Origin of the sequence: Bacillus sp. OV322 (genome assembly GCF_900112495.1) — a bacterium.
Lineage (GTDB): Bacteria > Bacillota > Bacilli > Bacillales > DSM-1321 > Peribacillus.
The window spans coordinates 1-1,487 of the sequence record NZ_FOMA01000022.1 but is presented as its reverse complement, the minus strand read 5'-3'; the positions used below and the strand labels follow the sequence as shown (position 1 = coordinate 1,487).

Below are 1,487 nucleotides of genomic sequence, written 5' to 3'. Positions count from 1 at the left end.
TGAACTGTAACCAATAAAATAGACAGTTTATAAAAAGGACCTTTTAAGCAGCAAGTAGATGACCTCGGTATTGTTCTGGGGTCATCTTTTTTAATCCCCATTGATAGCGAGCCGAGTTGTAATACTCGATATAGTCTTCAATTTTCCTTCTTAATTCAGCTACCGTTTTGCATGTAGTGGCATCTACTTCATCTTTGAAATGACCAAAGAAGGACTCCATTGGTGCGTTATCTAAACAATTTCCTTTGCGCGACATTGACTGAGTAAATCCTAATTCCTTTACTCTTTTGCGATATTCAGGATGTGTATAATGAAAGCCTTGATCAGAATGCAGAAGCGCTTCAGGGTGGACGTTTCCTCCCAAGGAAGCCATTAAGTGATCTAAGGTCTTATATACAATTTGCATCTCCAGTGACGTAGATAGGTGATACGCTACTATTTCACGTGTTGTTCCATCTTTCACGCATGATAAATAGACCACTGTTCGGTTCTCTAAATATAGGTATGTGATGTCTGTGAGTAAAACCATACCAGGCTCTTGTACAAATTTTCGTTTTAAGATATTAGAACACGTTTTATGTTCTTGAGTAGCTTTGGCTATATTTTTATAGGGATTACGTCTTCTAATGATCGATTGAATATTGAACTTTCTTGTCAGACGAAAAATCTTGTTTAGGCTCATGTTTACGCCATAATCGTTCTCTAAGTGCATCTTGATTTGACGTCCACCAATCTTTTTCTTGCTTTCATCATAAATCTTCTTAAGAAGCTGATAATCCTCTTCATCGCGTCTCTCACGCTCGATGCGTTTATCTTCAGCCTTTAACCATGCATAATAGCTTTTACGTTTAACTCCAGCGAATTCGCAAAGAAAGGAAACCATTCGCTTAAGCTGATATTTTCTAATCGTTTCTTCGATGAGCCGGAATTTTTCTGATAGAGCTAGTACTTGTTCTTCTCCGCCTGCCTCTCTAGTTCTTCTAACTTTTTTAAGAAGTCGTTCTCCATCTCAAGAAAGGCAATACGTGCTTCCGCTTTCTTCAGTTTCTCCTCCACAGTCATTTCCTTCGAAGATGGACGTCCTGAGCTGCCCATACCCCGACGCTCCTTGAAGAAACTTTCTTCACCGAATTCTTGATAAGATTTTCTCCAGCGTTTCAAACACTGACCAGGCTTTTCAGACCCAATAATATTCACATCAAAACCATGATCAATAAAGATATCCATTGGGCCTTTTCCTTTCAGATTCTCTTTAACAGCTTTTATTTTAAACTCTGCTTTATAGCTAATAGATCGGTCAGAAACATGGCTAATGTTTGGGTTGCTCTCTAGTTGTTTTCTTTGAAATTGGTTAAAGATAATTTTACTCATTGTTTAATCCCCGTTCTTCTCATTTGATTTGATTATAACGGGTTTATTGCAAAAGAACACAAAAAACCCGAATAAGGGACTTTTTTATAAGTGTCCATTATTCGGGTTACAGTTCA

At 37.8% G+C, this 1,487-nt stretch carries 1 protein-coding gene; it reads right to left on the bottom strand.

Features of this window, described 5'->3' with window-relative positions; all coding sequences use genetic code 11:
* Nucleotides 1–43: 43 nt before the first annotated feature.
* A protein-coding gene (locus BM126_RS21775; RefSeq protein WP_090991403.1) for an IS3 family transposase occupies nucleotides 44–1,371 on the bottom strand; the annotation gives its coding sequence in 2 pieces (ribosomal slippage) (nucleotides 44–1,002 and nucleotides 1,002–1,371; 1,329 coding nt in all).
* Nucleotides 1,372–1,487 lie beyond the last annotated feature (116 nt).